Raw genomic sequence first — 24,843 nt, 5'->3', positions numbered from 1 at the left:
ATCCGCTTCCTGCGGACAGGTGACTCGGCTCGTGCGCATGAGATAATGGCGTCATGTATGACAGCAGGTTAAGAAGCAGCACTCAGGGACGGCCGCCGGCAGCGACGACGCGTGTCGATGTTCGAGGCCGCAATCTCGACACCCTGCCGATTCGCCCCTCGGAGGCCGAACTGCTGAATGTCATCGGGAAAGCACTCGAAGAGCAGCGCCAACAGCGGAGCGCACTGCCAGAGCCGCCGCATCTGGTCGACCGCATCGAGACAATCCTCGGAACCCGGCCGCATGCCGCAAACGATGTCCGTCCCCCAGAGTCGCCGCAGCCCAAATCATCTGCGCCTGTCGACGTCCGGCGGGTAGATGCAGCAAATCTCAACGCGCGTCCCGTCCGTCGCCGCAGTTTGGCAAAGCCGATCGGCGCAATCGCCGTTGCTGCCTTGATCGGCGCGGGCGTTCCCTTGCTGACGCCGGCGGAACCCGCGCATTATGCGGCGGAGGCGGCATTTCATGTGCAGGCGGACAATGCGGAGCGCGGCGCCATGACCGCGGCAGCCCTGAAACGCCTGCTTTCCGCCCGCACCATGTCTGCCGCCGTCGGAGCTTTGAAGCTCGATCGCGATCCGGAGTTCACTGGCAGGCAATCCACGATCGGCGTCGCGCTCGATCTCCTTTCGGGCAGCGGCGCGGCGGCCGACTCGGCGTCGCGCGCGGAAGCGGCTCTTGCGGGAATGGTCGAGGCAAATGCGGATGGAACGCAGGGCACAGTCCGTCTGAAAGTCACGACGGCCGATAGCGCCAAGTCTTCGCGTATCGCTTCCTGGCTTTCCGGTATGCTGACGTCCGGCGGCACTCCTGTATCGGCGGAAGCAGGTGCCGGGTTGCGCAAGGCCTATGACGATGCGAAGGCGAAGCTGGCCGCCTTCAACGCAAGCAGCGGCGAAGGCAACGTCAAAGTCGCAAGCGATCTTCAGCAGCGCATCAACCAGCTTGACGCCGATCTTAAGATCGCCGAGCAGCGAATCACGCTTGCCAAGCAAGAGGCCGATCGCCTGAAGGCGGCCAAGCCCGGCGATGTGCTAAATGGCTCCTTGCCGCTCGAAGCGATCTCGCCGGCGCTGCAGGACGCGCGCGACAAATACGTCACCGAGAAGACGACGCTGTCGCTGCTTTCGACCGAGCTCGGCCCGCGCCATCCGCGCCTTCTCGGACAGCAGGCTGTCGTTGATGGCCTCAAGGACAAGGTCACGAAAGAGTTGGCGCGTCAGGCACAGGAGGCAAATGCCGCTCTCAAGGCCGTCGCAGAAGCACGAAAGACGCTGAACGATCAGCGCAATGCGCTGATCGCTCAGAGCCGGGACACCGGCGTCGATCTCGCGAAACTGACGGAACTGCGCGACAAGACGGAGGCGGCGAGATCGCGGATGGCGGATGCCGTTACGGTGACGGCTTCCACCGCCGCTCCGATCACCGCCGTGAAGCCGATAGAAACCACTACCGTTCTTGCCGGCCCCGGACTGCTGGTTCGCTCCGCCGTCGGGATTGCACTCGGAATGGCGATCGGTCTTGCGGGCATGCTCGGTTTCCGCCGCGTGCGACGGCGCCCCGTACCTGTAGCGGAGACGCTAACGGTCCCGGAACAGCCGGAGGCGGTAGCCGGCGAACTCGAACTGCTGCGCGATCGACTCGCCGGCCTGCGCGACAGGCTGCAATCCCACGGCGCAGACTATCGTTGATCCCTGCCGCGGCATCATAGCTCTTGCATTTGCCGCTTTTAAACAGGATACGGCGTTCTGAGGCAAACAGCGCGGCTGGCGAGAGCCTAGCTTGCGCGCGACGCAGGGCAGGAGAATCGCGTGACGACAGTGATCGATGGCAAGCAGGTAGCGGCTTCGGTAATCGAAACGGTAAAGATGGCGACGGCTTCGCTGGAAAAGCAGAGCGGCGTGAAGGCCGGCCTTGCCGTGGTGATCGTCGGCGACGATCCGGCAAGCCATGCCTATGTCAGCTCGAAGAGCAGGATGGCCAAGGAATGCGGCTTCAAGTCGGTGCAGCACACGCTTTCGGTCGACACGACGCAGGAAGAGCTTGCCGCACTCGTTTCGTCGCTCAACGCCGATCCCTCAATTCATGGCATCCTCGTGCAGCTGCCGCTGCCGAAGCATCTGAAATCCGAGCCGATCATTCAGTCGATCCTGCCGGAAAAGGATGTCGACGGACTGCACGTCGTCAATGCCGGAAAGCTTGCAACCGGCGACCTTGAAACCGGCCTCGTCTCCTGCACGCCGGCTGGCGCGATGGTCTTCGTCCGCCGCATGCACGGCGAGGACCTGTCCGGGCTGAACGCCGTCGTCGTCGGCCGGTCGAACCTCTTCGGCAAGCCGATGGCGCAGTTGCTGCTCAATGCCAACGCGACGGTGACGATCGCTCATTCGCGTACCAAGGATCTACCGGCCGTCTGCCGCAATGCCGATATCCTGGTGGCCGCCGTCGGCCGCCCCGAGATGATCAAAGCCGATTGGGTAAAGCCCGGCGCTACCGTCATCGACGTCGGTATCAACCGCATTGCCGCGCCGGAAAGGGGCGAGGGCAAGACACGGCTCGTCGGCGATGTCGCCTTCGAGGAAGCATCCAATGTTGCCGCGGTGATCACCCCGGTTCCAGGTGGCGTCGGTCCGATGACGATCGCCATGCTGATGGCCAATACCGTCATTGCCGCGCATCGCGCAGCCCGACAGACACCGCCGACGTTCTGAGCCTATTGCGAGGCAGGGCCGGTCGAGGCCCTGACGACCAGCTCAGCTTTCCACAGCTCCTGCTCCGGAAAGGAGCCGGCCTCTTTGACGGTGCCGATCAGGCGCTGCGCAATGCGGGCGCCGGCGGCACGAAGGGACGAGCGCGTCGTCGTCAGCGGGACCGAAAAGTTCTCCGGCTTCAGAAGCGGCAGCTCGTCGTCATGGGCGATGAGCGAGATATCCTCACCGAGCTTCAATCCGGCCTGGTTCAGGGCGCGGATCGCGCCGAGTGCGAGCACGGTGCTGGAGCACAGCAGGGCGGTCGGAGGCTTCGGAAGCTGCAGAAACTGCTCCATCGCGATCAGCCCATGCTCGTCGGTCATCAGCGAGTGGCTGACGCAGGTTTCGGCGAGCGTCAGCCCACGTTCGGAGAGCGCCAACGCGACGCCATTTTTCCGTCGAATCGCAAAATCGAGATGCTCAGGTCCGTTGATCAGCGCGAACCGCGTGTGACCAAGCTGCAGCAGCAGTTTCGCCGCATCGTAGAAAGCGGCCTCGTTGTCGACATCGAGGTAGGGATAGTCCGGCTCCGATCCGAACGAACGGCCATGGACGATGAAAGGCATCGCCAGCGACTTCAGCATCACAAGCCGCGGATCATGGGCGCGCATATAGGCGACGAAAAGCGCATCGACATTGCCGCTGATCGCCAGGCGGCGCAGCGCTGCCACTTCATCGTTCGGGTCCGAGGGCATGATGACAAAATGAAAGTCCTGCCGGACGGCTTCCTCGCCGAGGCCGGCCAGAAATTCGCCGAAATGGACGTCTGAATGATGGCCATGCGCCATCGGCATCACCAGTCCGATCGAGCCCGCCTTACCGGTCGCAAGACGCTGAGCCGCCTTGTTTGGGCGGTATCCGGTTTCCTTCACAGCGCGCAGCACCCGTTCGCGCGTTGCCTCGCTGACTTCAGGATAGCCATTGAGCGCGCGGCTGACGGTCGTCTGCGAAAGACCAAGCAATTCCGAGAGCTGTTTGAGATTCACCGGCCGCGTTTCCTCCTCAGCGCCCACACACCTCCCATGTGTGCCCAAAGCGCTTTCAATTATGTATCAGCTATGGCGCTTGACTCAAGAAAAATCGCTCCATATTCCCCTTCAGGTGCCGCCGCAATGGGCAATCAAAGCGTCTCATTCCGCGGTATTTTGGAAATGGCTTGACTCTTTTCTGCCGAAAGTGAAATGAGTGTCAAAGCGCTTTGAAAATTCGCTCTCGGGAGGTTGGGAAGCGCCGTTGGGATTGTGATGGGAGGTTGATCACATGAAGAAGATTCTTTTGATGGGCGTTGCCGCGGCGGCGCTGGTTGCCGGGGCAGCTTCTGCTGCCGATCTGAAGTTTTCACCCGGTCAGGATACGAAGTTCAACTGGAAGAGCTATGACGAGTTCAAAGCTGCTCACGCCGATTTGAAAGGTGAGCCGCTGACGATCTTCGGGCCGTGGCGCGGTGAGGACGAAGCCTTCTTCCGCAGCATTCTCGCTTATTTCACCGAGGCGACGGGCGTTGACGCCACCTATTCGTCCTCCGAAAACTACGAACAGCAGATCGTCATCGATACGCAAGCGGGCTCGCCGCCGAACGTCGCGATCCTGCCGCAGCCGGGCCTTCTTGCCGATCTCGCCAGCAAGGGGCTCCTGACGCCGCTGGGAGAGGAGAATTCCAAGTGGGTGAAGGAAAATTACGGCGCCGGCGATAGCTGGGTCGGTTACGGCACCTACAAAGGCAAGGACGGCAAGGACGGCTACTACGCATTCCCTTACAAGGCCGACGTGAAGTCGCTTGTCTGGTACGTTCCGGAAAACTTCAAGGAAGCCGGATACAAGGTTCCGACCACGATGGAACAGCTTCATGCCCTGACGGACCAGATCGTCAAGGATGGTGGCGTTCCGTGGTGCATCGGCCTCGGCTCCGGCGGTGCGACCGGCTGGCCGGCAACCGACTGGATCGAAGACCTCATGCTGCGCATGCAGAAGCCGGATGTCTATGACAAGTGGACCACGAACGAAGTGAAATTCACCGACCCGGCGGTCATTGCCGCGATCGATGAATTCGGAAAGTTCGCCAAGAACGCGAGCTATGTCGATGGCGGCGTTGCGGCCGTTGCTTCGACCGATTTCCGCGACAGTCCGAAGGGTCTCTTCGCCGTTCCGCCGAAGTGCTATATGCACCATCAGGCTTCGTTCATCCCCTCCTTCTTCCCGGAGGGCACGAAGCTCGGCCAGGATGCCGACTTCTTCTACATGCCGACCTTCGCAGCGCACGCCGATCTCGGCAAGCCGGTTCTCGGTGCCGGCACGCTCGTGTCGATCACCAAGGACTCGAAGGCTGCTCGCGCATTCGTCGAGTTCCTCAAGACGCCGATCGCGCATGAGGTCTGGATGGCGCAGTCGAGCTTCCTGACCCCATACAAGGGCGTCAGCACCGCGGCCTACGCCAACGAGCAGATGAAGCGCGAAGGCGAGATCCTGACGACGGCCACGACCTTCCGGTTCGACGGTTCTGACCTCATGCCCGGCAAGATCGGCGCAGGCGCCTTCTGGACCGGCATGGTCGATTTCGTCGGCGGCAAGTCTGCGGAAGACACAGGCAAGGAAGTCCAGGCCGCCTGGGATGCCATCAAGTAATCATCGATAATCGGTGCCGCGGGGGAAACCCGCGGCATTGCTGGTATGATGGCCGGAGCTGTGGGGGTCCGGCCAACGCCGGATACTGTGATCAAATGCAACAAAGAAGTTGACGGTAACTGGTGTCAGCCCTTCAAGATAGTCAGGGGTCGCACGGGAGGGACGAATGCTGTCGCAGATAGTTTCCGCGTTGGGCGTTGTGGTCGTGGCGGTATTCGCCTGCTCGGCCTACTTCTATTTCTCGAACAAGATTCTGGATCTGGCGCTGCCAGTCAAAGACGGCGGCATGCGCGCGGCTACGCGCAATCTTAACCGCCGCGCGATGATCCGCCCATGGCTCTTTCTCGGCCCGGCGCTGTTTCTGCTGATCGTCTATCTCGTCTATCCGGTCATCGCGACGCTTATTTTGTCATTCTATGACCGTTCCGGCTCGAATTTCGTGGGCTTGGCCAATTATCAGTGGGCCTTCGGCGACCGCGAATTCCGCCAATCGATTTTAAACAATATCCTCTGGCTCGCTGTCGTTCCGGCCGCCTGCACGTTCTTCGGCCTGGTCATCGCCGTCATGACCGACCGCATCTGGTGGGGCAATATCGCAAAGAGCATCGTCTTCATGCCGATGGCGATCTCCTTCGTCGGCGCCTCGGTCATCTGGAAGTTCATCTATGAATATCGCGGCGGCAACGACGTCCAGATCGGCCTCCTGAATGCAATCGTACAGCTCTTCGGCGGCACGCCGGAGGTTTGGATATCCGTTCCTTTCTGGAACAATTTCTTCCTGATGGTAATCCTCATCTGGATCCAGACCGGCTTTGCGATGGTCATTCTCTCGGCCGCCCTTCGTGGCATACCGGAAGAAACGATCGAGGCTGCCGTCATCGACGGCGCCAATGGCTGGCAGATTTTCTGGCGCATCATGGTGCCGCAGGTCTGGGGCTCGATCGCCGTCGTCTGGACCACGATCACCATCCTCGTCCTCAAGGTTTTCGACATCGTCCTGACCATGACCAACGGTCAGTGGGACTCGATGGTGCTCGCCAACCTGATGTTCAACTGGATGTTCCGCGGTGGTGGCGACTCCGGCCGAAGCGCAGTCATCGCCCTCATCATCATGCTGGCCGTGACGCCGATCATGGTGTGGAACGTCCGCCGCGCGAACCGCGAACTCGGAGGCAACTGAGATGACATTGTCAGCACGCTTCCTCAAGATCGGCCCGGCGCGTCTCTTCGTTCACGTCTGCGTCCTTCTGATCGTCATCATCTGGCTGATCCCGACGCTCGGCATCTTCGTCAGCGCCGTACGCGATAAGGACCAGATCGTCGTTTCCGGCTGGTGGACGGCCTTTGCCGGCTCGACACGCACGGTTGCCGCCCGTGTCGGTACCGCCGACCAGCAGAAACAGGAAGGCGCCACCTACGTCATTTCCGGCAATCTGCTGGAGGGACAGAATGGTCGCTCGTTGAAGGCTTTCGGCACACGCATCCAGCAGCCGTCAGCCTACCAGGCGGGCGAGACAGCCAATCTCGGCGAAGGCCTCAGCCTCCAGGTCAATGAGGACGGCACTTATCGCTATATGAAGAACGCCGCCTTCACGGATGACGACGCCGGCCGCCGCGTCTATGTCGCGGTTTCAACGCCGCCCGAATTCACGCTGCAGAATTACAAGACCGTGCTCACAGGCGAGGGGATAGGCCAGTCGTTTATTAACTCGCTGACTGTGACCATTCCGGCAACCATCATTCCGATCCTGATTGCCGCCTTCGCGGCATACGCCCTGAGCTGGATGGAATTCCCGGGCCGTGGCTTGCTAATCGCCCTCGTCGTCGGCCTTATTGTCGTGCCATTGCAGATGTCGCTGATCCCGCTGCTGCGTCTCTACAACATGGTGGGCTCGGCTTTCGACGTTCCGTCGAAGACCTATCCCGGCATCTGGCTGGCACACACGGCCTTCGGCATGCCGCTCGCCATCTTTCTGCTCCGCGCCTATATCGCAGGGCTGCCGAAGGAGATCATCGAATCGGCGCGCGTCGATGGCGCAAGCGACTTTGAGATCTTCGTCCGCATCGTTTTGCCCCTATCCTTTCCCGCGCTCGCGTCTTTCGCGATTTTCCAGTTCCTCTGGGTGTGGAACGACCTGCTTGTCGCCATGGTCTTCCTCGGCACCGATAGGCAGCACCTCGTGCTGACCGGCGCGCTGAACGCGCTACTTGGCTCGCGCGGCGGCAACTGGGAAATCCTGACGGCGTCCGCCTTCGTTACCATCGTCGTGCCGCTGCTCGTGTTCTTCGGGCTACAGCGCTATCTGGTACGCGGGCTGCTTACGGGTTCGGTCAAGGGGGGCTGATCCATCCCAAGACGACACATCCCACAGGAACACACATGAGCATAGCATCCCAATCCACTTTGACGGTCGATAAGGACTGGTGGCGCGGCGCGGTAATCTATCAGATCTATCCGCGCTCCTTTCAGGATTCGAACGGCGACGGCATCGGTGACCTGAAGGGCATCACCGCCCGTTTACCGCATGTAGCAAGCCTCGGCGCTGACGCGATCTGGATTTCGCCCTTCTTCACCTCGCCGATGCGCGATTTCGGCTACGATGTCTCGGACTACGAGAACGTCGATTCGATCTTCGGCACGCTGGTGGATTTCGACACGATGATAGCAGAGGCCCATCGCCTCGGCATCAAGGTGATGATCGATCTCGTCATTTCGCACAGCTCGGACCAGCATCCGTGGTTCGCCGAAAGCCGTTCCAGCAAGACGAATGCAAAGGCGGACTGGTATGTCTGGGCGGATGCCAAGCCGGACGGCACGCCGCCGAACAACTGGCTGTCGATTTTCGGCGGCTCGGCATGGGCGTGGGATCCGCGGCGCATGCAGTATTATCTGCACAACTTCCTGACCTCGCAGCCGGACATGAACCTGCACAATCCGGAAGTGCAGGACCGGCTGCTCGACGTCGTCCGCTTCTGGCTAAAGCGCGGCGTCGACGGCTTCCGTCTCGACACGATCAATTTCTATTTCCACGACCAGCAACTGCGCGACAACCCGGCTCTGCCGCCTGCACGCCGCAATGCTTCGACCGCGCCGGCGGTCAACCCCTATAATTTCCAGGAACACGTCTACGACAAGAACCGCCCTGAGAATATCGCGTTCTTGACGCGTTTCCGCGCTGTCTTGGAAGAGTTTCCAGCAATTGCAGCCGTCGGCGAAGTGGGCGATAGCCAGCGGGGCCTGGAGATCGTCGGCGAATACACCTCCGGAAACGACAAGATGCATATGTGCTATGCCTTCGAGTTCCTCGCTCCCGATCCGCTTTCCCCGGAGCGTGTCGAAGAGGTGATGAAGGATTTCGGCGCCGCCGCGCCCGATGGCTGGGCCTGCTGGGCATTCTCCAATCACGACGTCATGCGTCACGTCAGCCGCTGGGGTTCGCTCGTCGCCGATCATGACGCATTTGCCAAGCAATATGCCTCGCTGCTAATGACCTTGCGCGGCTCCGTCTGCCTCTATCAGGGCGAGGAGCTCGGCCTGACCGAAGCCGATCTTGCCTATCAGGACCTGCAGGACCCCTACGGCATCCAGTTCTGGCCGGAATACAAGGGACGCGACGGCTGCCGCACGCCGATGGTCTGGGACTCGCAGGTTTCCCAGGGCGGCTTCTCAACCGTCACGCCGTGGCTGCCGGTTCCGGTCGAGCATATCCTGCGCGCCGTCAGCGTGCAGCAGGGCGACGAGAATTCCGTGCTCGAGCACTACCGCCGCTTCCTCGCCTTCCGCAAGCATTACCCGGCTTTTGCCAAGGGCGAGATCGAATTCGAGCAGCCGCAAGGTGATGCGCTTGTCTTCACACGCAGACATGGCAACGAGCAATTGCTCTGCATTTTCAACATGAGCCCGGGCGAAGCTGCCGTAACATTGCCCGCAGGCGATTGGCAGACATTGACGGGGCATGGGTTCACCAGCAATAACTACGGCGGGAAGATCGATATTCCGGCTTGGGGGGCACACTTCGCCCGTCTCGCGTAAGTATCAGAGGGAGGCATTCGATGACGGGACTGACGCTTAAGGAAATCCGCAAGTCTTATGGATCGGTGGACGTGCTGCATGGTATCGACCTGGAGATCAATCAGGGTGAGTTCATCGTCTTCGTGGGACCGTCCGGATGCGGCAAGTCGACCCTGTTGCGGATGATAGCCGGGCTGGAGAACATCACCGGCGGCGACATGTATATCGACGGCCAGCTCGTCAATGACGTGCCGCCGTCGAAGCGCGGCATTGCCATGGTGTTCCAGTCCTATGCGCTCTATCCGCACATGACGGTTTACGACAACATGGCCTTCGGCATGAAGATCGCCGGCGAAAGCAAGCAGGAGATCGACAGGCGGGTGAGGGCCGCTGCCGAAAGCCTGCAACTTACCAATTATCTCGATCGCCTGCCGAAGGCGCTTTCCGGTGGCCAGCGCCAGCGCGTTGCGATCGGCCGCGCCATCTGCCGCGATCCGAAAGTCTTCCTCTTCGACGAGCCGCTGTCGAACCTCGACGCGGCGCTACGCGTCGCAACCCGCATCGAGATCGCCCGCCTCAACGAGCAGATGGCCGATACGACGATGATCTACGTCACCCACGACCAGGTCGAGGCGATGACGCTTGCCGACCGTATCGTCGTGCTATCGGCCGGCCACATCGAACAGGTTGGCGCGCCGCTGGAGCTCTACGAGCGTCCGGCAAACCTCTTCGTCGCGAAGTTTATCGGCTCTCCGGCCATGAACATCATTCCCTCGACCATCAGTGAAGCGGGTGCCACCACGACGATCACGCTGACAGGCGGAAAGTCCGTCACGCTCGACATTCCGACCGCCGCTTCCGAAAAGGGCAAGACGGTAAGCTTCGGCGTGCGCCCCGAAGACCTTCAGATCGCCAATGGCGACGACTACATGTTCGAAGGCAAGGTCTCGATCGTCGAAGCGCTCGGCGAAGTCACGCTGCTTTACATCGAAGGCCTGGTGCCGGGAGAACCGATCATCGTCAAGCTTCCGGGCATTACCGACATCAAGAAGGGGCAGAACATGAGGTTCGCCGCCGATCGCTCGAAGCTGCATCTTTTCGATGCGGAAGGCCACACTTACAGAAAGTAGGAAACCATTTTTTGGGCGCTTCTTTTGTGAGCGCCGGAAACGCCGCGATCATCACCTTCTGTTAAACATCCGCTGCTAGCTTCGCCTTATAGTTTTAAGGGGAATTAGGGTCGTGGGTGCATCCAATCCATTGCCTCCAGGGCATTTTCTGAACAAGGAAGAATCCTTCATGTACGACCGCGAACAGCGGTTCAAAATGGAGGATACGATGAACGCGGCGCGTATCGAATATACCGAGAAGGGCGTCATGCACATGGCGTCTCGGCGCTGCGACATTATCCGAATCTCGATGAGCAGCGCGGTCCTTGCGATCCTGACGCAATTCACTCTGCCGAAGCAGTTTTATCTGGACATTCCGGACGCGCGCATCACCAAGGTCGGCTGCATGCTGATGCGGGTGAATACCAACAACACCATCGAAGTTCGCTTTCTGCGCCTGCTGACGCAGAAGGAGATGAACAAGATCTTCGTCTACAGCACGCATCCGGCGCACCGCGACTACGTTCTCGACGTCCGCGCCTGATCGGACGGCATTGGAATTAAAAAAGCCCGCGAGCGCGGGCTTTTTTGCGTTAGTGGAAGAGGACGCTGGCACCGTGGTCCGAGGCGCCGACGGCGCGGCGGAACGGGGCGAAGAGCTCGCGGCCCATGCCGAATTCGTTGTCGGAGAGGTCGGCCGTCACCGGCTCGCGGTCTGCGAGGGTGGCGGCATCGACGAGGACTTCCAGCGTGCCGCGGATCGCATCAAGCCGGATGATGTCGCCGTCCTGGATGCGGGCGATCGGCCCGCCTTCGACGGCCTCCGGCGTGACATGGATCGCAGCCGGCACTTTGCCCGACGCACCGGACATGCGTCCGTCCGTCAGCAGCGCGACGTGGAAACCGCGGTCCTGCAACACGCCGAGCGGTGGCGTTAGCTTGTGCAACTCTGGCATGCCGTTCGCCTTCGGACCCTGGAAGCGGACGACCGCCACGAAGTCGCGGTTGAGCTTGCCTTCCTTGAAGGCGTCCTGCAGTTCCTGCTGACTGTGGAAGACGATCGCCGGCGCTTCGATGATATGGCGGTCCGGCTTTACCGCGGAGATCTTGATGACCGCCTTGCCGAGATTGCCGCGCAGCATCTTTAGGCCGCCATTCGCCTGGAACGGCGTTTCAATGGTGGCGAGCACCTTGGCATCGTGGCTCTTCTGCGGCGCCGGTTCACGAACTACCGTGCCGTTGTCGCCGAGGCGGATGTCGATCGTGTAGGCTTCGAGACCTTGGCCGGCAACAGTGCGCACGTCATCGTGCAGCATGCCCTTCTTCAAAAGCTCTTTGATGAGGAAGCCCATGCCGCCTGCGGCGTGGAAATGGTTCACATCCGCCAGACCGTTCGGATAGACGCGGGCAAGCAGCGGGATTTCCTCGGAGAGCTCGGCGATGTCCTGCCATGTAAGCTGGATGCCGGCAGCGCGCGCCATGGCGACGAGATGCAGTGTATGGTTCGTGGAGCCGCCGGTCGCATGCAGGCCGACGACGCCGTTGACGATGGAACGCTCGTCGATCATTTCACCGGCCGGCGTGAATTCGTTGCCGAGCGCGGTGATCGCCAGCGCGCGCTTTGCCGCCTCGCGCGTCAGCGCTTCGCGCAGCGGCGTGCCCGGATTGATGAAGGAAGAGCCGGGCAGATGGAAACCCATGATCTCCATCAGCATCTGGTTCGAATTCGCAGTACCGTAGAAGGTGCATGTGCCCGGGCCGTGATAAGATTTGGACTCTGCTTCGAGCAGCTCCGCGCGGCCGACCTTGCCTTCCGCATAGAGCTGGCGGACACGCGACTTCTCGTCGTTGGGAAGCCCGCTGGTCATAGGCCCTGCCGGAACGAAGATCGAGGGCAGGTGGCCGAAGGAAAGCGCAGCAATCACCAGACCCGGCACGATCTTGTCACAGACGCCAAGGAAGAGCGCTGCGTCGAACATGTTGTGCGATAACCCGATGCCTGCAGACATGGCAATCAGGTCGCGGGAAAAGAGGGACAGCTCCATGCCCGGCTGGCCCTGCGTGACGCCGTCGCACATGGCAGGGACGCCGCCGGCGACCTGGGCAATGCCGCCGGCTTCCGCCGCAGCTTCGCGGATGATCGCTGGATAGGTCTCGAACGGCTGATGGGCCGAGAGCATGTCGTTGTAAGCGGTGATGATGCCGAGATTGGGCACACGGTCGCCCGCCAGTGCATCCTTCTCGGCGGGCGAACAGATCGCAAAGCCGTGCGCGAGGTTGGCGCAGCCGAGGATCGAGCGGTTCACGCTCTTGGAAGCCGCGGCGCGCAGGCGCTCCAGATATCGTTCGCGCGTCGGTTTCGATCGTTCGACGACGCGGGATGTGATCGCGGAAATGCGTGCGTTAGCGGACATGGGAGGTATCCTGCCTTTGTTGCTCTCAAGTTTTATGTTCGGCGGCTCTGCCTTACGGCGCCCAGTAGATTTCGACGGGGGAAGCCGCCCGGCGCAGAACGGCCCGGATCGGCATCTCTGCTTCTTCTCCGGCATCTTCCGCTTTCGCCAACGTATCCTTCTTGCCCGCGCCTTCGATGTGAAGCACCAGGAGCGCGGCATCCTGAAGGCTGGAGAAGGTGAAGGTCAGGCGCGGCTCGCCGGCGCCTTTGGCTTCCATTGTGATGATGCCACGCGGCGTTGCCGGATCGAGTGCGGCAGCAAGGTTGCTGCCGCCGGGAAAGAACGATGCGGTGTGGCCGTCGCCGCCCATGCCGAGGATCACCACGTCGAACGGGTTGCTGATCGCTTTCGTCTCGGCAGTCGCGAGCTTTGCCGCATATTCGGCAGAGTCCGTCTTCTGGTAGAGCGGCACGAAGCGCGCTGCCTTCGCCTTGTTCTGCAGCAGGTTGTTCGCGACCAGCAGATGGTTCGAACGTTCATTGTCCGCGGGAACGAAGCGCTCGTCAACAAGCGTGACCGTCACCTTGCTCCAGTCGAGGCCGCGGGTGGAGAGTTCCTGGAAGAAGGCTTTCGGGGTCGAACCGCCGGAAACGGCGATGCTGGCCACTCCGCGGGCCGTGATCGCTGCAGAAAGCCGCTCCGTCACCTCGTCTGCAAGGCTGCTTGCGAGTTCCGCGGCATTGGTAAAAGCATGCAAGGTGGCTGCCATCGCTCGCGATCCTAGATGTTGTCGTGCCAGGTGCGGCCTTCACGCTCAATGAGCGCGATGGCATGGCTCGGGCCCCAGGTGCCGGCGGTATAGCCCTGAACGAGCTGGCCGGTCGTTTCCCAACCCTTGAGCATCGGGTCGACCCACCGCCACGCGGCTTCAACTTCGTCGCGGCGCATGAAGAGCGTCTGGTTGGAGCGGACGACGTCCATCAGCAGGCGCTCGTAGGCGTCCGGATTGCGCACGTTGAAGGCTGACGCAAAGCTCATGTCGAGCGAAACGTTGCGCAGGCGCATGCCGCCGGGGCCGGGGTCCTTGATCATCAGCGATTGCTTGACGCCTTCGTCCGGCTGCAGGCGGATGATGAGCTGGTTCTGGTTGATGCGTCCGGCCGCCTGATCGAAGATCGCGTGCGGGATCGGCTTGAAGGTGATGACGATTTCCGACATGCGGCCGGCAAGGCGCTTGCCCGTGCGTATGAAGAAAGGAACGCCTGCCCAGCGCCAGTTGTTGATTTCGGCCTTGATGGCAACAAAGGTTTCGGTGTTGGAAACGCCGCCTTCGAGCTCTTCCAGATAGCCCTTGACCGGGCCGCTGCCAGAAGCGCCGGCGCGATATTGGCCGCGAACCGTAACCTGCTCGACATTCGACGCATCGATCGGTTTCAGGGCACGGAGTACCTTCAGTTTCTCGTCGCGGACAGCTTCGGAATCCATCGACGACGGCACCTCCATGGCTGTCAGGCAGAGGAGCTGCAGGATGTGGTTCTGCACCATGTCGCGCAATGCGCCGGCAGTGTCGTAGTAGCCCGCGCGTCCCTCGAGGCCAACAGCTTCGGCAACCGTGATCTGCACGTGGTCAATGTAATTGGCGTTCCACAGCGGCTCGTAGAGGGCGTTCGCAAAGCGCAGCGCCATCAGGTTCTGCACCGTTTCCTTGCCGAGATAGTGGTCGATACGGAAGATCTGCTCTTCCTTGAAGACGCGGCCGATCGTGTCGTTCAGCGACAGCGCCGAGGAAAGGTCGCGGCCGATCGGCTTTTCGACAACGATGCGGGTCGACTTGGTGATCAGCTTGTGGTCCGCGATCTTCTGGGAGATGTCGCCGAAGATGCCGGGTGCGACGGCAAGATAAAAGGCACGGACGCGGTCCTTGCCCTCCTCCAGCAGCTTCTTCAGCTGATCCCAGCCGCCGTCAGAACGCGCGTCGACGGAGACGTAAAAAAGGCGCCTGCAGAATTTCTCGACTTCCGCATCGTCATATTCGCCCTTCTTCAGATGCTCCTTGAGGGCATCCTTGGCGAACTTGCGGTATTCGTCGTCGGAAAGCGGGCTGCGCGAAGCGCCGATAATGCGCGTCGGCTCGGTGAACTGGCCCTCGATCTGGCGGTGATAGAGGGCGGGAAGGAGCTTGCGCTCGGCAAGATCGCCGCTGCCGCCGAAGACGACATAATCAAAGGGTTCGACGGGAATGATCTGGCTGCTCATGAGCTCTTCTCTCAATCAGGCTGGTTGCGGCCGTTTTAATCTAATCGATTTAAAAAAGCCAGTGTGCGATGCAATGAATCTGTCCGGTCCCGGTTTTAAAGCGAATTGCCCCGGGAGGAAATCCCGCAATCGCCCCTAAAACTTGTCGCGCAGCGCGAACCACGACAAGGCCAGGAAAAGCAACGGTGCGCGCATTGCCGCACCACCGGGAAATGCCGGAATATCGAGCGCCTTGAAGAGCTCGAGATCGGCGGATTTTCCAAGCACCGTTTCTGCATAAAGTTTGCCGCAGTAATTTGACAGCATCACTCCATGGCCCGAATAACCACCGATCGAGGTAACGCCCGGCATCACTTCGCGCACGAAGGGCTGGCGCGGCATCGTTATGCCGACGCTGCCGCCCCAGGCATGCGTGATCTCGATGTCCTTGAGATCCGGATAGATTTCGGCGATCTGGCGGCGGATATGTTCGCTAATTTCGCGCGGATTGTCGGCGGTATAGGCTTCGCGGCCGCCGAAGAGCAGCCGCCCGTCTTTGGACTTCCGGAAATAGCGCACGACGAAACGCGAGTCGGCGACGGCCTCCCCGCCGGGAAGCACGGCGGGATATTTGTCGAGCGGCACGGTTGCGCCGATGAACGAGCGGATCGGCATGACATGGCTTGCCGTTACCGGCTCCAGATTGCCGATATAGCCGTTGCAGGCAATCAGCGCGCGGCCGGCGGTGATCGTGCCCTTCGGCGTTTCGATCGTCACCTTGCCGCTGCCCTGGCGGATTGCGGTCGCCTTGGTCATCTCGAAAATCTGCGCCCCCGCTTTGGCCGCAACGCGCGCCAACCCGATCAGCAGCTTCAGCGGATGAATGTGGCCGGTGCCGGTGTCGCGCACGCCGCAGTAGTAGCGCTTGGAGCCAAGGCGTTCCTGCGTCTCTTCCCTGTCCATGAATCGCAGATGTGGATAATCGTAGCGCAACGCTGCAATCTCGGCATTTTCGTAATAGTAGCGCTTGTAGCTTTCCTTGTGCGAGACGTTCATCTGACCGGGCATGAATTCGATGTCGATCTGATACTCGGTCGCAAAATCAAGCAGGTGTTTCTTGGAAGCCTCCGCAAGATCGAAGAGTGCCTTGGAACGTTCGTAGCCGATCTTCTCTTCCAACTCCTCCGGCCACGAGCGCTGGCCGGTGCCGAGCTGCCCGCCGTTGCGGCCGGATGCCCCGTCTCCGAAACGGCAGGCATCGATCAGGATGACCGAAACACCGGCATTCGCCAGATTGTATGCCGCCTGCAAACCGGTATAGCCGCCGCCCACGATGGCGACGTCGCATGTCTTCGATCCGTCAAGCTCCGGATAGGTCGGCCGCTCCCCCACCGTCGCCTGATACCAAGAAACGCCGGGCGCGATGGGGCTCTGCCAGTTTTCTTGCACCGTCATGAGGTGAGCCTCCTCACACGTTGAGCAGCAGGAATTCGCGTTCCCAGGGGCTGATCACCTGCATGAAGGTTTCGAACTCTCCCCGCTTCACGCCTGCATAGAGGCCGATGAATTCCTTGCCGAAGACCTCCTCGAATGCCGGTTCATCTTCCATCAAGGCAACGGCTTCGAGCAGGCCGCGTGGAAGGTCGATCGACCCTTCGTTGGCGGCGTCCTCGGTCGGTGCCGTGGGCTCGATTTCCTTCATGATGCCGAGAAGACCGGATGCCAGCGACGCGGCCAACGCCAGATAAGGGTTAGCATCCGAGCTCGGCAGACGGTTTTCGACACGCCGCGCCTGCGGGTCGGAAACCGGCACACGGAATGCCGTGGTGCGGTTGTCGTAACCCCAGGCGTTGTTAACCGGGCAGGACATGTTCGGAGCGAGGCGCCGGTAGGAGTTGACGTAAGGCGCGAGCATCACAAGCGCGCTCGGCACGTATTTCTGCATGCCGCCGATGAAGTGGAAAAACTCTTTCGACGCCGATCCGTCGGGATTGGAAAAGACGTTCTTGCCGGTCTCGATATTGACGACCGACTGGTGGATATGCATCGCCGAGCCCGGCTGGCCCTGCATCGGCTTCGCCATGAAGGTCGCGTAGATATCGTGCTTCAGCGCCGCCTCGCGGATCGTGCGCTTGAACATGAAGACCTGGTCGGCAAGCTCGATCGGGTTGCCGTGGCGCAGGTTGATCTCCAGTTGCGCCGGACCCTCTTCGTGGATCAGCGTATCGATCTCTAGGCCCTGCTTCTCGGAGAAGTGGTAGATATCGTCGATCAGTTCGTCGAATTCATTGATGCCGGCGATCGAATAGCCCTGACCGCCGAGGATCGAGCGGCCTGAGCGGCCCTTCGGCGGGCGCAGCGGATAGTCGGGATCGTCGTTGTTGGCAACGAGATAGAATTCGATCTCCGGCGCGACAACCGGCTTCCAGCCGCGTTCGGCGTACAGACCCATGATCCGCTTGAGGAGGTTGCGCGGCGTATAGGGGACCTCCTCGCCTTCCGAGTTGACGATGTCGCAGATCACCTGCGCCGTCGGGTCCGTCTCCCAGGGAACGACGGAAAGCGTCGAAAGATCGGGCATCAGCTTTAGGTCGCTGTCGCGCGGCTCGTAGCGGAAGCTCTCGGTCTCCTCGGGATATTCGCCGGAGATCGTGTGGCGATAGATCGCCGAGGGCAGAGCGAGCGACGTATTGGAGGTGAATTTCGAGGTCGGCATCATCTTGCCGCGCGGAACGCCGGCGAGGTCGGGAGTGATGCATTCGATGTCCTCGATGCCGCGTGTGCGAAGCCACTGCGCCGCTTCCTTCCAGTTTGCCACACCGCGCGAAGATCCGGGATCCGGGGGAATTTTCGTAGAGGCAGGCACGTTTCTAGCAGGTTTCAGCGTCGTCTTTTTTGGTGACATGACACACATGTTCGCGGTTGATCGGAAGGTCATCATAGCCGGAGTTTGGCAATTGGCGAGGGGCGGCAGCGTTGACTTTCGCCATTCGATAGAAAAAGAAAGCCCATTCACGGAAGGAAAATGGCTTGAGACTGAAGAGCGACGTGATCGTCATAGGCGCGGGCGCCGCCGGAATGATGTGCGCCATCCGCGCCGGGCAGCGCGGCCGCTCAGTGGTCGTGCTCGATCACGCGAAAGCGCCGGGCGAGAAAATACGCATCTCGGGCGGCGGCCGCTGCAACTTCACCAACGTCAATGCCGGCCCGAAGAATTTCCTGTCGGCCAATCCCCATTTCTGCAAATCCGCGCTCGCCCGCTTCACGCCGGCCGATTTCGTCGCCATGGTCGACCGCCATGGGATTGCCTGGCACGAGAAGACGCTCGGCCAACTCTTCTGCGATGACAGCGCCAGGGATATCATACGCATGTTGCTCGACGAGATGCAGGCGGCAGGCGTACAACTGCGGTTGCAGACCGAAATCCTGGCCGTCGAAAAAGGCATCGACGGCTTTCGCGTCAGGACATCCGACGACGAATACGAGTGTACTTCGCTCGTCGTGGCGACCGGCGGCAAGTCGATACCGAAAATGGGGGCAACGGGTTTTGCCTACCGCATCGCCGAATTGTTCGGTCTCTCGCTGCTCAAAACGCGCCCCGGTCTCGTCCCGCTGACGCTTGATCCCCTCTTGCTGGAGAGCATTGCGCCGCTATCCGGCATCTCGGCGCCCGCCGAAATCCGGCATGAAAAAACCGGCTTCCGTGAAGCCCTGCTCTTTACCCACCGCGGTCTCAGCGGCCCGGCGATCCTGCAGATATCCTCCTACTGGCGGGAGGGAGACGAGATCGCCATTGGTATCGAGCCGGATGTCGATCTTCTTCTGCATCTGAAGAAAGCCAAGCAACTAAACGGCCGTCAGTCGGCGCAGACGGTGCTCGGGGAAATCCTGCCGAAGCGGCTGGCGCAATATCTGACGGAGCGCGAAGGCATATCAGGCAACATGGCCGACCTCTCCGACAAGGTGCTCATCCGTCTTTGCGATGCAGCGCAGAACTGGAAGATCAAGCCTTCCGGCTCCGAAGGTTATCGCACCGCGGAAGTGACGCTCGGCGGCATCGATACCGCCGGACTCGATTCCCGCACGATGCAGGCAAAAGGCGTGCCCAGCCTCTATTTCATCGGTGAATGCGTCGACGTGACCGGATGGCTCGGCGGCTATAATTTCCAATGGGCCTGGGCCTCGGGCTTTGCCGCAGGCGAATCCTTGTAGGGACGAATCTGGGGAACGGGATTCAAGACTTCTTAATCACGGTGCGCCATCGTGTCCCAATGGCCGTATGGAAAGAGCTTCCTAAATTAAGCTTTACCGGCAAGCCGTTTTGGTGGATTGTTGAGTCTTGAAGGAAGTGAGGTTCTACGCATGAACAGGAACACACAACGCGCCCGCGCCATTGCAATCGCTCAGGCAAGACCTGATACAAAGCTCGCAGCCGTCCGCTTCCTCATGCTCGCGACCGGCGCAACGGCCGCACTTGTGGCCCTCCTGATCGCTCACGCCCTTTAAGGCATTTCCTTCGTCGTCCTTTTTGAGGTTTGCCCTTGCGCGGCAAACCGGTTGCGCGGACGCCCGCCATGCAACGATGCGATTTCGATTGCATCAGCTTATCCGAAAATTAAGATATCCTCTGTCACATTCACCGCGAATGTTTGGGCATCGCCGCCTTCTGCTGCTTGCGATGATTTGGCAATGACTGCCGCCTGACCCCTCGGGTTTCCCCAGTGTCTCACAGTCAGCTCGATGCACTCGGCCGGCGCCGATTTCAGCCGGTGGGAGGAGTGGTGTATGGAAGGCCGGTATCGCCATGTTTATTGACAAGATTCTTTCGCGCTTCAAGATCAAGACCAAGGTCCTGATCTTCGTCCTGCCTTTCGTGGTCACCATTTCCGCCGTCGGCCTGACAGGCCTCTATGCTTCCGGCCTGCTGCAGGGCCGCATGGAGATTTCGAACAGCGTTCTCCAATCGCTGAGCGGCTTCAAGGATCTCTATGGTTCGATGGGCGATTTCCTGCAGGTTACCAACCAGGAAGCGCGCGACAAGCTCTACGCCGACATCAAGACGCAGCAGGATACGCTGAAAGCCACCCTGGACCAGATCGGCGACAAGGACGGCCGCGAAAACCTGCAGGCCGCGTCAAACGGCACGGCTGGGATTGCGGATACCGTCGGCAAGCTATGGTCTCTTCATGAACAGGAGCTGGCGCTCCGCAAGTCGATCGACGACGCACAGAAGACGCTGATCAGCAGCCGGTTCAACGTCAATTACGACGCACAGCAGCTCCAGGAAAATATCCGCAACGATGAAGGCAATGCCACCGCGACGCTCCGCGCCGCAGACCGGCTGTTGAAGGGTGGCGATACGCTTGCCTCCGTCATGGCAGCCTTCAACAAGGCGCAGGCGGCCGCCGATAAGCTGAAAGTCGTCACCGACGCGATCCCGCAGATCGCCAAAGCGCAGCGCCTCATCGAAATCTCCGTGCCGCAGAACCAGAAGAGTATGACGCAGTCGATCGCCCAGACGATCAGCGACCTCAAGACGCAGGCCGCGGCACCTGATGCAGCGACCGACGAAGCGATCGCCAACCTTGGCCGCCTCGTTTCTCGCTTCCGCCAGATGTCGACCTATACGCAGCTGACGGCAACGCAGATGATGCGGGAAGCGACGACGACGTTCGTCGAACTCGACGGCCGCATTGCTCAGACGAACTCCGTTCTCGAGGATACTCGCCGCCTCGAGATCTCGATCTATTCGCTGCAGCTGGTGCTCGGCGACTTCACCGCCAAGCCGAATCCGGACAACCGCGTTCGCCTGCATCAGGAAATCACGACGCTTGGCACCAACCTGAACACATTGCTGGCAAGCGCCAAGGGCATGGACTTCGCGGAAGACATCGTTGCCGTCATGTCGCCCGCACTTGCTTCCATGGACAGCGACGGCGAAAAGCTGGTCGCGACGATCGCCCAGCGTACTACCGACTATGCAGCCGCCCGTCAGCAGCTCGACAGCGTCTGGGGCCAACTCACCACCTTCGCCGAGCTGCAGAAGCAGTCGGCCGGAACTGAGCGCACGCAGGCAAACAGCATCTCCGTTCTGACGACCGGCCTCGGCATCCTCGTTTCGATCATCGGCGGCTTCGCCCTCGTGCTGACGCTGCAGCGTCCGATCGGCCAGATCACGGCCGCCATGCGCCGCATCGCCGACGGTTCGTTGGATACCAGTATTTCCGGCGAAAAACGGTCCGATGAGATCGGCGACATGGCCCGCGCCCTCGGCATTTTCAAGGAAAATGCGATCTCGAAGATCCGCATCGAGGAAGAGAGCGAAGAAGAGCGCGCGGCCGCCGAACAGGAACGCCAGCGCAACGACGCCGAAAAGCGCGAGATGGATCGCCAGATCGAATTCGCCGTCAACGAGCTTGCGGCCGGCCTTGAGCGGATGGCGCAGGGCGACATTTCCACCACGATCGAAACGCCTTTCATCGGCCGCCTCGAGCAGCTGCGTCAGGACTTCAACGGTTCTATGCTGCGTCTCCAGGCAACGATGAGCCAGATCCGCGACAATGTTGAAATGATCCAGGGCAACGGCAATCAGATGGCGCAGTCCGCCGAGGACCTTGCGAAACGGACGGAGCATCAGGCCGCCTCTCTCGAGGAAACGGCTGCCGCCGTCGATCAGATCACCGTCACCGTCCGTTCGTCGGCAGAGCGTGCCAAGGATGCCGACCAGATCGTTCGCCAGGCCAAGCGCAGCGCCGACGACTCGGCAACGGTCGTCAGCAATGCCATCGATGCGATGACCCGCATCGAGGACGCGTCCCGCAAGATCGAGCAGATCATCGGCGTCATCGACGAGATCGCCTTCCAGACCAACCTCCTGGCGCTGAATGCCGGCATCGAAGCCGCACGTGCCGGCGACGCAGGCAAGGGCTTCGCGGTCGTTGCCATGGAAGTCCGTGAACTGGCGCAGCGCTCCGCCGCTGCTGCAAAGGAAATCAAGGGCCTGATCAACAAGTCGACGACGGAGGTCAGCTCAGGCTCGCAGTTCGTTCAGGAGACCGGCACGGTGCTTGCCAAGATCAGCGCCCAGATCGTGACGATCAGCCAGCATGTCGAGATGATCGCCCGCGCAAGCCATGATCAGTCGAGCGGGCTGCAGGAAGTCAACTCGACCGTCAATCAGATGGACCAGATGACCCAGCAGAATGCCGCGATGGTCGAAGAGACGACCGCCGCAAGCCGCGAGCTTGCCGGTCAGGCGGATGCGCTCCTCGGTCTCGTCCAGCAGTTCAAGATCGACGGCGAAAGTTCCGAGGCGGCGATCTACCGCGCGGCATAATCGGCATCATCTTGCAATTCGCGAATCGGCTCCGGCTTCCGGGGCCGCTTTCCTATGGTTGCAATTTGCTATGCCGGTCTACGCATTCCAAAACCTCGCCAGTTGTTACCCAGCAGGCGAAAGGGACGCTTCCTCTGAAGAAGCCGGGAAACCGAGGAATTCCTTAACGCTTTTAGCCTATTCTTACTATAGTTGTATTCACCGGAGGCCTTCATGCCGCGTTTCTTTTCGACGTCCATCGTGCGTCAGGTTGTTGCGATCACGCTCGCTCTGCTCGTCGTCAGCACCGCCGCGATCGTCGCTGTCACCTATCACAATCTCAGCCGCGACGTGATGGAAAGCGCCGTTTCGGACGCAAAAGGCGCAAGCCGCACCATGGCGGTGCTTTATGGTGCCGCGGATGCGAATGCGGCTGTCGGTGTCACGGGTGACGAACTTCTCTCCGTGACGGAAGATGGCATTCTCGAACTCAAGGATCACGCTCTCGTCGATCGCACGGCCCAATCAATTGCCGGCGTTGCAACAGTCTTTCAGAAGCAGGGCAACGACTATGTCCGCGTTTCGACCAATGTGAAGAAGGAAGACGGCAGCCGTGCCGTTGGCACCAAGCTTGCCGCCGATCATCCGGCGCAGCCGGCTCTCGCAAACGGCAAGGCCTACTACGGTCCCGCGCAGCTCTTCGGCAAGAACTTCATGACCGGTTACTTCCCGGTCAAGAGTGCGGCCGGCGCCAATGTCGGCATCCTCTTCATCGGCATTCCGATGGAGGTCTATTTCGCCCGCATCAATCATCTGCAGACTATGGTTCTCGGCGCCGGCGCTGCCGTCATGCTGCTTGTCGGCATGCTTGCCTTCTTCGCGATCCGCGCGTCCGTGAGGCCGCTGCTTGCGCTGACGGAAACGGTCCACTCGATTTCCGCCGGTAAACTCGACAGCACGATCCCCTGTCTTGAGAAGAACAACGAATTCGGCGAGATCGGCCGCGCTCTGGTTGCCTTCCGCGACAGCGCCCGCGCCCGGCAGGATCTCGAGACGCAGGCTGCGGAACAGCGCGCGCTGAGCGAAGCCGAGCGTGCCCGCAACGATGCCGATAAGCGTTCGCTCGATGGTCAGATCGACTTCGCCGTGAACCAGCTTGCAACTGGCCTCGGGCGCCTCGCCCAGGGCGATGTCTCAGAGACGATCGAGACGCCGTTCGTCGGCCGGCTGGAGCAGCTTCGCGTCGACTTCAACACATCGCTTGTCCGCCTGCAGGATACCCTCGTGCAGATCCGCGAGAACGCCAATGCCATCCAGCGCAACAGCGGCGAAATGCTGACTTCTGCCGGCGAGCTTTCGAAGCGCACCGAAGCGCAGGCGGCAAACCTGGAAGAAACGGCGGCTGCCGTCGAAGAGATCACCGTGACCGTCCGCTCGTCCGCTGAGCGCGCTCGCGAAGCCAACAACGCGGTCACCTCCACGAAAAAGACTGCCGACAGCTCCGGAGTGGTCGTCAGCGACGCTGTCGCCGCTATGGGCCGCATTGAGCAGGCGTCGCGGCAGATCGAGCAGATCATCGAAGTCATCGATGACATCGCCTTCCAGACGAACCTCCTGGCCCTCAATGCCGGTATCGAAGCGGCGCGCGCCGGCGAGGCGGGCAAGGGCTTTGCGGTTGTCGCTCAGGAAGTCCGCGAACTGGCGCAGCGCTCGGCCGATGCCGCCCGCGAGATCAAGGGCCTGATCGAGAAATCCAGCCAGGAGGTCACGGTCGGCTCTGCGCTGGTCCAGAAGACCGGCAGCGTGCTCGCTTCAATCAGCGAGGAGATCATTGCGATCAGCAAACACGTCGAAACCATCGCCACCGCGAGCCAGGATCAGTCGGCGGCGCTGCAGGAGGTCAACGGTTCGGTCAATGCCATGGACCAGATGACCCAGAAAAACGCTTCGATGGTCGAGGAAACCACACAGGCAAGCCGTCAGCTCGCCGACGAGGCCGACACGCTGATGAGCCTGCTGCAGCAGTTCCGCATCGAAGCGTCGGTACAGTCTCACGGCCGGGCAAGGCGGGCAGCCTGATCGGGCCTGCAGCTTGAAGGTATGGAGGATCGCGCCGGTAACGCGCGGTCCTTTTGCTTTTTTGCGCCGATGCTGTTGAGCCACCTGCCAACGCTTACGATAGGCGAGCTTCCAAAATCCCTGTAGAATTCGTCCTCAGTCCTGGCACGTTTTTGGATGGGCTGGCAGCTCTGCGAAAGGCCGAGGAAACTGGCAATCATGATCTGATCGATCATTGTGATGTCCTCCATTAAAAGACATCCTTTCAAATACACATCAAAAATCGCTTCATAAACATCGAAGATCC

General features: G+C 60.8%; 18 protein-coding genes. 12 read left to right on the top strand and 6 right to left on the bottom strand.

All coding sequences use genetic code 11. The features are described 5' to 3' along the window. The first annotated feature begins 53 nt into the window (after nt 1-53). The gene (locus tag ACZ9BX_RS12100) at nt 54-1,730 is read left to right on the top strand and encodes a GumC domain-containing protein (protein ID WP_476218131.1); all 1,677 of its coding nucleotides are present in this window, start codon (nt 54-56) and stop codon (nt 1,728-1,730) included. Between the two features lie 120 nt (nt 1,731-1,850). After that, the gene (gene folD, locus ACZ9BX_RS12095) at nt 1,851-2,750 is read left to right on the top strand and encodes a bifunctional methylenetetrahydrofolate dehydrogenase/methenyltetrahydrofolate cyclohydrolase FolD (protein ID WP_476218129.1); all 900 of its coding nucleotides are present in this window, start codon (nt 1,851-1,853) and stop codon (nt 2,748-2,750) included. Nucleotides 2,751-2,752: 2 nt separating this feature from the next. Here folD and ACZ9BX_RS12090 read toward each other — a convergent pair whose 3' ends face one another. Continuing rightward, the gene (locus ACZ9BX_RS12090; RefSeq protein ID WP_476218127.1) at nt 2,753-3,775 is read right to left on the bottom strand and encodes a LacI family DNA-binding transcriptional regulator; all 1,023 of its coding nucleotides are present in this window, start codon (nt 3,773-3,775) and stop codon (nt 2,753-2,755) included. Between the two features lie 274 nt (nt 3,776-4,049). On the opposite strand from ACZ9BX_RS12090, the gene ACZ9BX_RS12085 reads away from it, so the two are divergent. The 6 genes from ACZ9BX_RS12085 (at nt 4,050) to ACZ9BX_RS12060 (ending at nt 11,076) form a co-directional block, all read left to right on the top strand. Further along, entirely contained in the window at nt 4,050-5,411 is a 1,362-nt protein-coding gene (locus tag ACZ9BX_RS12085; protein WP_476218125.1) for an ABC transporter substrate-binding protein, read from the top strand. A gap of 166 nt (nt 5,412-5,577) precedes the next feature. After that, nucleotides 5,578-6,591, top strand: coding sequence for a carbohydrate ABC transporter permease (locus tag ACZ9BX_RS12080; RefSeq protein ID WP_476218123.1), 1,014 nt, complete (start codon nt 5,578-5,580; stop codon nt 6,589-6,591). A 1-nt stretch (nt 6,592) separates the two neighbouring features. Beyond that, complete coding sequence (locus ACZ9BX_RS12075; RefSeq protein ID WP_476218121.1) at nt 6,593-7,756, top strand: carbohydrate ABC transporter permease; 1,164 nt, start codon at nt 6,593-6,595, stop codon at nt 7,754-7,756. Between the two features lie 35 nt (nt 7,757-7,791). Beyond that, nucleotides 7,792-9,444 (top strand): beta-galactosidase BglA, encoded by a 1,653-nt coding sequence (gene bglA / locus ACZ9BX_RS12070; protein WP_476218119.1) that lies wholly within the window; start codon nt 7,792-7,794, stop codon nt 9,442-9,444. Between the two features lie 20 nt (nt 9,445-9,464). After that, the gene (locus ACZ9BX_RS12065) at nt 9,465-10,553 is read left to right on the top strand and encodes an ABC transporter ATP-binding protein (protein WP_476218117.1); all 1,089 of its coding nucleotides are present in this window, start codon (nt 9,465-9,467) and stop codon (nt 10,551-10,553) included. A gap of 169 nt (nt 10,554-10,722) precedes the next feature. Next, the gene (locus ACZ9BX_RS12060) at nt 10,723-11,076 is read left to right on the top strand and encodes a hypothetical protein (RefSeq protein WP_037141864.1); all 354 of its coding nucleotides are present in this window, start codon (nt 10,723-10,725) and stop codon (nt 11,074-11,076) included. Between the two features lie 49 nt (nt 11,077-11,125). Here the strand turns inward: ACZ9BX_RS12060 and edd are convergent, their stop codons facing one another. The 5 genes from edd to ACZ9BX_RS12035 all read right to left on the bottom strand — a co-directional run bounded on the left by edd (nt 11,126) and on the right by ACZ9BX_RS12035 (nt 18,068). Further along, nucleotides 11,126-12,946: a phosphogluconate dehydratase gene (edd, locus tag ACZ9BX_RS12055; RefSeq protein WP_476218115.1), complete on the bottom strand. Its 1,821-nt coding sequence runs from the start codon at nt 12,944-12,946 to the stop codon at nt 11,126-11,128. 52 nt (nt 12,947-12,998) lie between these two features. Continuing rightward, complete coding sequence (gene pgl, locus ACZ9BX_RS12050) at nt 12,999-13,697, bottom strand: 6-phosphogluconolactonase (RefSeq protein WP_476218113.1); 699 nt, start codon at nt 13,695-13,697, stop codon at nt 12,999-13,001. A gap of 11 nt (nt 13,698-13,708) precedes the next feature. Beyond that, entirely contained in the window at nt 13,709-15,184 is a 1,476-nt protein-coding gene (gene zwf / locus ACZ9BX_RS12045) for a glucose-6-phosphate dehydrogenase (protein WP_476218111.1), read from the bottom strand. A gap of 135 nt (nt 15,185-15,319) precedes the next feature. After that, entirely contained in the window at nt 15,320-16,618 is a 1,299-nt protein-coding gene (locus ACZ9BX_RS12040) for an NAD(P)/FAD-dependent oxidoreductase (RefSeq protein ID WP_476218109.1), read from the bottom strand. A gap of 13 nt (nt 16,619-16,631) precedes the next feature. Beyond that, the gene (locus tag ACZ9BX_RS12035) at nt 16,632-18,068 is read right to left on the bottom strand and encodes a glutamine synthetase family protein (RefSeq protein WP_027509921.1); all 1,437 of its coding nucleotides are present in this window, start codon (nt 18,066-18,068) and stop codon (nt 16,632-16,634) included. 173 nt (nt 18,069-18,241) lie between these two features. On the opposite strand from ACZ9BX_RS12035, the gene ACZ9BX_RS12030 reads away from it, so the two are divergent. The 4 genes from ACZ9BX_RS12030 (at nt 18,242) to ACZ9BX_RS12015 (ending at nt 24,557) form a co-directional block, all read left to right on the top strand. Then, a complete protein-coding gene (locus tag ACZ9BX_RS12030) occupies nt 18,242-19,375 on the top strand; it encodes a BaiN/RdsA family NAD(P)/FAD-dependent oxidoreductase (RefSeq protein ID WP_476219987.1) in 1,134 nt (377 codons plus the stop codon). Between the two features lie 150 nt (nt 19,376-19,525). Continuing rightward, nucleotides 19,526-19,669: a hypothetical protein gene (locus tag ACZ9BX_RS12025; protein ID WP_165928104.1), complete on the top strand. Its 144-nt coding sequence runs from the start codon at nt 19,526-19,528 to the stop codon at nt 19,667-19,669. Nucleotides 19,670-19,967: 298 nt separating this feature from the next. Further along, nucleotides 19,968-22,499 (top strand): methyl-accepting chemotaxis protein, encoded by a 2,532-nt coding sequence (locus ACZ9BX_RS12020; protein ID WP_476218106.1) that lies wholly within the window; start codon nt 19,968-19,970, stop codon nt 22,497-22,499. Nucleotides 22,500-22,712: 213 nt separating this feature from the next. Beyond that, nucleotides 22,713-24,557 carry a methyl-accepting chemotaxis protein gene (locus ACZ9BX_RS12015; protein ID WP_476218104.1) on the top strand — a complete coding sequence of 615 codons (1,845 nt, stop codon included), beginning with the start codon at nt 22,713-22,715 and terminating at the stop codon, nt 24,555-24,557. The last annotated feature ends 286 nt before the right edge of the window (nt 24,558-24,843 follow it).

It is taken from the genome of Rhizobium sp. USDA 3886, from assembly GCF_056279785.1.
The sequence above is the reverse complement of the archived record's forward strand: the minus strand, read 5'-3'. Positions and strand labels throughout refer to the sequence as shown.